General features: G+C 53.8%; 7 protein-coding genes and 4 tRNA genes. 9 read left to right on the forward strand and 2 right to left on the reverse strand.

Annotated elements, in window-relative coordinates; translation table 11 throughout:
• The first annotated feature begins 134 nt into the window (after window positions 1–134).
• Window positions 135–1,241 (forward strand): mechanosensitive ion channel family protein, encoded by a 1,107-nt coding sequence (locus LBO03_08260; GenBank protein MDR3349573.1) that lies wholly within the window; start codon window positions 135–137, stop codon window positions 1,239–1,241.
• On the opposite strand, the gene LBO03_08265 is transcribed toward LBO03_08260, so the two are convergent.
• Window positions 1,238–1,399, reverse strand: a complete 162-nt coding sequence (locus LBO03_08265) for a hypothetical protein (GenBank protein ID MDR3349574.1) — start codon at window positions 1,397–1,399, stop codon at window positions 1,238–1,240. The genes LBO03_08260 and LBO03_08265 overlap by 4 nt on opposite strands.
• Window positions 1,400–1,627: 228 nt before the next feature.
• Between LBO03_08265 and LBO03_08270 the strand changes: the two genes are divergently transcribed.
• From LBO03_08270 to LBO03_08305, 8 genes are all read left to right on the forward strand, one after another.
• Window positions 1,628–1,703, forward strand: a tRNA-Thr gene (locus LBO03_08270).
• Window positions 1,704–1,723: 20 nt separating this feature from the next.
• Window positions 1,724–1,808 (forward strand) — tRNA-Tyr (locus LBO03_08275).
• A 9-nt stretch (window positions 1,809–1,817) separates the two neighbouring features.
• Window positions 1,818–1,893: transfer RNA gene (locus tag LBO03_08280), tRNA-Met, on the forward strand.
• Window positions 1,894–2,099: 206 nt separating this feature from the next.
• Window positions 2,100–2,711: a nicotinate-nucleotide adenylyltransferase gene (gene nadD, locus LBO03_08285; GenBank protein MDR3349575.1), complete on the forward strand. Its 612-nt coding sequence runs from the start codon at window positions 2,100–2,102 to the stop codon at window positions 2,709–2,711.
• 26 nt (window positions 2,712–2,737) lie between these two features.
• Window positions 2,738–3,316, forward strand: a complete 579-nt coding sequence (yqeK, locus tag LBO03_08290) for a bis(5'-nucleosyl)-tetraphosphatase (symmetrical) YqeK (protein MDR3349576.1) — start codon at window positions 2,738–2,740, stop codon at window positions 3,314–3,316.
• A 32-nt stretch (window positions 3,317–3,348) separates the two neighbouring features.
• Window positions 3,349–4,284 carry an LCP family protein gene (locus tag LBO03_08295; protein MDR3349577.1) on the forward strand — a complete coding sequence of 312 codons (936 nt, stop codon included), beginning with the start codon at window positions 3,349–3,351 and terminating at the stop codon, window positions 4,282–4,284.
• 310 nt (window positions 4,285–4,594) lie between these two features.
• Entirely contained in the window at window positions 4,595–4,897 is a 303-nt protein-coding gene (locus tag LBO03_08300; GenBank protein MDR3349578.1) for a hypothetical protein, read from the forward strand.
• 79 nt (window positions 4,898–4,976) lie between these two features.
• Window positions 4,977–5,053: transfer RNA gene (locus LBO03_08305), tRNA-Arg, on the forward strand.
• Window positions 5,054–5,119: 66 nt separating this feature from the next.
• On the opposite strand, the gene LBO03_08310 is transcribed toward LBO03_08305, so the two are convergent.
• The coding region (locus tag LBO03_08310; GenBank protein MDR3349579.1) for a transposase at window positions 5,120–5,361 on the reverse strand (242 nt) is incomplete at its 5' end.

A 5,361-nucleotide genomic window follows, 5' to 3' on the forward strand; every position in this document is an offset into this window, starting at 1 on the left:
GGCGTTGGCCGGCGAAAAAGATTATAATTTTGAATTGGGAATCTGTGGCAATGGCCGGAACCAAACGGCTGCAAGCGCAGGTTTCGGATGCCGCGCTTGGACATGGCGGCGATTTTCGCGGCGGAGGTGGGAAAATGTTTGAAAATATAAATTGGCCGGTTTGGTTCAGGGCCGTTTATATCACAGGGGGCGGCCTTGTTTTGCAATATGTTTTGATAAAATTGGTATTTCCCCTGCTTAAACGGAAGAGGAAAAGCGACGGCGGGCCGTCCGCCCGCGCTATTTTGCTTGACGCGTTGGAAAAGCCGGCCAGGCTGGTAATTATTATAAGCTCGCTTTATGCGGGGCTTAGCGGCACGCCTTTGTACGCCGCCGTCCCGGCAACCCTTGACAAGGTTTGCCGCTCTTTCCTGATCGCCGCTTTTTTCTATATGTTCTACAATTTGAGCGGCAACAGGCGGGGGCACCTGACAAATTTGGCCAAGCATTTCGATTTTGCGCTTGACCCTATTTTGAGCAACATTTTGAGCAGCGTTCTCCATGTTTTAATTTTGATTATAGGCTTTCTCACTTTGGCCAAGGAATGGAATTACGACGTCAGCGGCATGATAGCCGGCCTCGGCCTGGGCGGGCTGGCGCTAGCCATGGCGTCCAAAGACTCCCTTGCCAACATTTTCGGCGGTTTCATCATTTTGCTGGACAAACCTTTCGGCATCGGCGACTGGATACAGACCGCCGGCATAGAAGGAGCGGTGGAAGCGGTGAGTTTCCGCAGCACCAGGATCAGGACGACTGAACAGGCGCTTGTGCATATCCCCAACAGCAACCTTACCAATGTCGCGATCGCCAACTTCTCGCGGCGCGGCAAGCGCCGGGCCAGCCTAACCATCGGCCTGGCCTATGCCACCGCCAAAAAGCAGCTTGCGGACTGCGTGGCGGAAATAAGGGCCATGCTCGCCCAAAACAGCGGCCTTTCGCAAAAAGAAGGCGACAACGTGGTTGCCTTCAGCGAATACGGCGACAGCAGCCTGAACATAAGCGTGGTTTTTTTCACGCTGGCCACAGATTACACTGGCTACCTTTCACGGAAAGAAGAGGTGAATTTCGCCGTCATGGACATAGTGGAGAAACTTGGGCTGGACATCGCGTTCCCCAGCCAAAGCGTTTATTTTGAAACGCCGCTGGCGACTTTGGCGAAAAACGACGAAAAAACTCCGTGCCCGGCCGCAAAACTGCCTTAGGGACTTGGCTTTTGCCCATTCATGGCCGTGCCGCCGGAAACATCAAGCCCTATGCCGGCCACGGTCAAAACAAGGATAAAAGAGCCGGCCGCCGCCCAAGCTTGCCGGGAATTATAATTGCGGCGCGGCGGCCGATACTGTTCTCGGATTAAAACCATACTGCCTTTGCGGCCGATTTGCCGCCCCGCTTTCTTTCGAAGCATCGCCTAACCTTGCGGTTGTGCAGGCGTTTTGCGCCGCGCAGCGCGGCGAATTGCCTCGCAAATATTAAGGGGTGTTTTAATCTTAGGACAGATAAACTCGCAAACGAGGCGACCGCTGAAAAATTAAAGTTGACACCCCCGGCGTTCTATTATATACTAAGTATCGTCGCAGTTACAAGCAATGCTGGCGTAGCTCAACCGGTAGAGCAGCTGACTTGTAATCAGCAGGTTGGGGGTTCAAGTCCTCTCGCCAGCTCCAAGGGAAGGGCATGCGGCAACGGAGGGGTTCCCGAGTGGTTAAAGGGAGCAGACTGTAAATCTGCCGGCTTTGCCTTCGCTGGTTCGAATCCAGCCCCCTCCACCAGAAGATTATCGCGGGGTGGAGCAGTTGGTAGCTCGTCGGGCTCATAACCCGAAGGCCGCAGGTTCAAGTCCTGCCCCCGCAACCAAAGCACACATTAAGGCCCGGGCGGACAGCCTCGGGCCTTTGCTGGCTATGCCTCTCTATTTCCGGGGCATTCCCGGCGCCCCTATTGCTGTTTAAAGACGCGGCTTGCGTGTCCGGCGGTTGTCTTAACATCGGCAAGTTGATATAATAAAAAAGGACTTGCATAACGCTTGGCGGTCAGCCATCCCGCCGCCGGCAGGAGATAGCATGAAAAAACGGCAGATAGGCGTTTTGGGCGGGACATTTGACCCTATACACATCGGGCATCTGGTAACGGCGGATTTTGTGATGAATTCGCTGGCGCTCGAAAAAGTTATTTTCATCCCGACCGGCTGTCCGCCGCATAAAGACGCGGCGCGCATGGCTACGCCCCACGAACGCTATATCATGACCGTGCTGGCGACCGGCGACAACCCGTATTTCAGCGTGTCGGACATTGAGGTTGTGAATACGGGCGTGGCCTATACCATCGATACCCTGCGCAAACTTAACGACTGTTATAAAGGCGGCGCGGATTTTTATTTTATCGTCGGCACGGACGCGGTGGCGGATATCCCCAATTGGGAGAACGCCCACGGCCTGTTGCGTTATTGCCGCTTCGTTGCCGCCACAAGGCCGGGGTTTGCCTCGGCGGTGGAAAAAGTGTTGGAATTTTTCGGCGGCGAAGGCCGGGGGCGCATCATACAACTGGATACGCCGGAACTGGAAATATCCTCGACCGATATAAGAGAGCGCGTCCGCAGCGGCCGTTCTTTCAAATACATCGTGCCGGCCAGCGTTGAGTTATACATAAAAAAAGAAGGGCTTTACCTGGCCTGAAAAACACTTCCATGAGGCGGGATAAATTGAAAATACAAGAAATAGACGCGCTTTTGAAAACATCCTTGCCGCCCAAGAGATATGAACACTCGGTAAGCGTCATGTGCGAGGCGGCCGTTTTGGCGGAACATCATAACCTTGATCCGGAAAAAATCAGGATCGCCGCCTTGCTGCACGACTGCGGCCGGGAGAGCGCTAACCATGAAGCGCCGCGAAAAGCCAGGGAAATGGGCCTTTCCGTCAGCCCGATAGAAGAAGCGCAGCCGGTGCTCTTGCACGCCAGAATGGGGGCAGCGATCGCCCGGGAAAAATACCGGATAACCGATGCGGAAATATTAAAAGCCATATCGCTTCACACAACCGGCGGCAAAAACATGTCCGAACTTGACATGGTCATCTTCCTCGCCGACTATACAGAACCCGCCCGCGTTCAGAAAGGGGTGGACAAGGTGCGCAGGCTTGCCCGCGCGAACATGGACCTGGCCATGCTGTCGGCGCTCAAATATAACATGGAATATCTTTTGCGCAGCCGGCGCTGCATTCACCCTGACTGCATAGATTGCTGGAATTATTTTTTGGGCAAACTATGCGCGAGGGATGGCTAATGGCACGCGCTCATACGAACGGGCGGCGGGCCGTGAAGAGAAAACCGCGCTGGGGGCGCATTGCTTTCTTGCTGGTTTTTTTAATTATATTTTCCCTGGCGGGGATTAAACTCTACACGGCCATAGATTACCTGTTTTTCACGCCAGGCTACGGGGCGGACGCAACTATGCCGCGCGGCGCGGACAAAACCGGCGCGCGCGAGCAGATCAATCTCCTGATTCTCGGCCTTGACGGGCCGGAAGCCGACGACCCGGAAAAGCCGCGCCGTTCCGACAGTTTGGTGCTGGCCAGCTTTGACCTTCCCAAACAAAATGTCGCCATGCTCTCCATCCCGCGCGATACGCTGGTTCAAATACCGGGCCGGGACGAAGGGGAAGAAGAAAAAATAAACCATGCGCACGCCTATGGCGGCATGAAGCTTGCCCGCCAGACGGCGGCGGACTTTCTCGGCGTCCCGATTGACTTTTACCTGACGGTGGACGCCGGGGGATTTATAAAACTTATCGACACACTGGGCGGGATAGGGCTGTATGTGGAAGACGACATGGACTACGAAGATCCCTACCAAAACCTTTACATCCACATAAAACGGGGCTACCAATTGATGGACGGCGCGACCGCCGTCAAATACGTCCGTTTTCGCAGCGGCGAGTTGGGGGACATAGGGCGGGTGCTCCGCCAGCAGAAATTTATGGAAGCTTTGAGCGACCAACTTTTCAGCCTGAACGGATTGCTGAAACTGCCCGCTTTATGGGAGGCGGCCAAGCAATCCTTCCAAACCGACCTTACCCTGCCCGGCGCCCTGCGGATGGCGCGTTCTTTCCCTCACTACGGCCGGAAAGGCATCCGGTTCGAGATGCTTCCCGGCAAATTCCAAACGATCAAAGGGGCAAGCTACTGGGAGACGGACATCGTTATTGTGCGGGCGGCAATGGATCGCCTCGGCATAGCGTATGTGAAAAAATAAAGACTAACCGGCCCTGCCCGGCATCCTGCAAATGGCGCGTTCTTTCCCTTGCTGCTGACGAAAAGGCATCCGGTTCGAGAGCTTCCCGGCAAATTCTAAACGAACAAAGGGGCAAGCTGCCGGGAGACTGACGCCTTTATTGCGCGGGCGGCAATGGAAAATGTTGCCGCGCCCTGACAAGGCCCGCCCTACTTGTCTTACCCTGCCCTAAGTGGTATCATTAATGCTATGGCGGAGTTGGCCCGTAAACATTGCCCATGTTTTAACCAAAGCGGCATGGGACATTCTCTTTAAATGCGGAGGCTGCTGTATGCCCGGACTGTATAAAGTAACCTTTGACATAGCTCAGGACTACGGCTATCTTGTTTTTGACGAAGATTCAAATAAAATTGACGTTTTCTTTCCCGATCTTGCCGTTGCCGAAAAGATAAGGGCCTGGCTTGAGCGGGAACACGAAATAAACACGCCTGATGAAGGCGGCGGCCTGACGGATTTTTCCGTAAAAAAATATGCTGTCGGCCGCGGCAAAAAGGATTTTCAAACTATTCTTACCCGCGCCTGGGAAAAAATCGGCATCCATGTCAACTGGAGCTTCCCCTCGGATTACATTTAGAGAACCCTTTAGCACCTGCCGCGCTCCTACTGGCGGCCGTCAATGATGCCGAATCAAGCCCCTCCAAGCAACATGATACGCGCCCGTAGCTCAGGTGGATAGAGCAGCGGTTTCCTAAACCGCGTGCCGGGAGTTCGAGTCTCTCCGGGCGCACCAGCAAAACAAAGGCCGGAAGCGGCGTTTTGCCTGCTTTTGGCCTTGTTTGTTTTTTGCTGTTTTTGCTTATTTTTTCGTATTTTTACATGTTTTTTTACCTCTGTTGCAGACCAATCGCAGACCTAACGGCGGCAAATATAGTAAAATACTTTTAAAACAGTAGCAAAGAGCGTCATCAAAACAAGAAAAATTAGCGAGCGTTCTGCGCAGTTTAGCTTTCAGCCATGCCCAAAAGTTTTCAATTGGATTCAATTCGGGTGAATGCGCCGGCAAAAAGATTGGCCTGTGCCCATGTTTCTCCGCAAGCG

Source organism: Acidaminococcales bacterium, assembly GCA_031290885.1.
In the GTDB taxonomy this organism is placed as follows: Bacteria; Bacillota; Negativicutes; order Acidaminococcales; family JAISLQ01; genus JAISLQ01.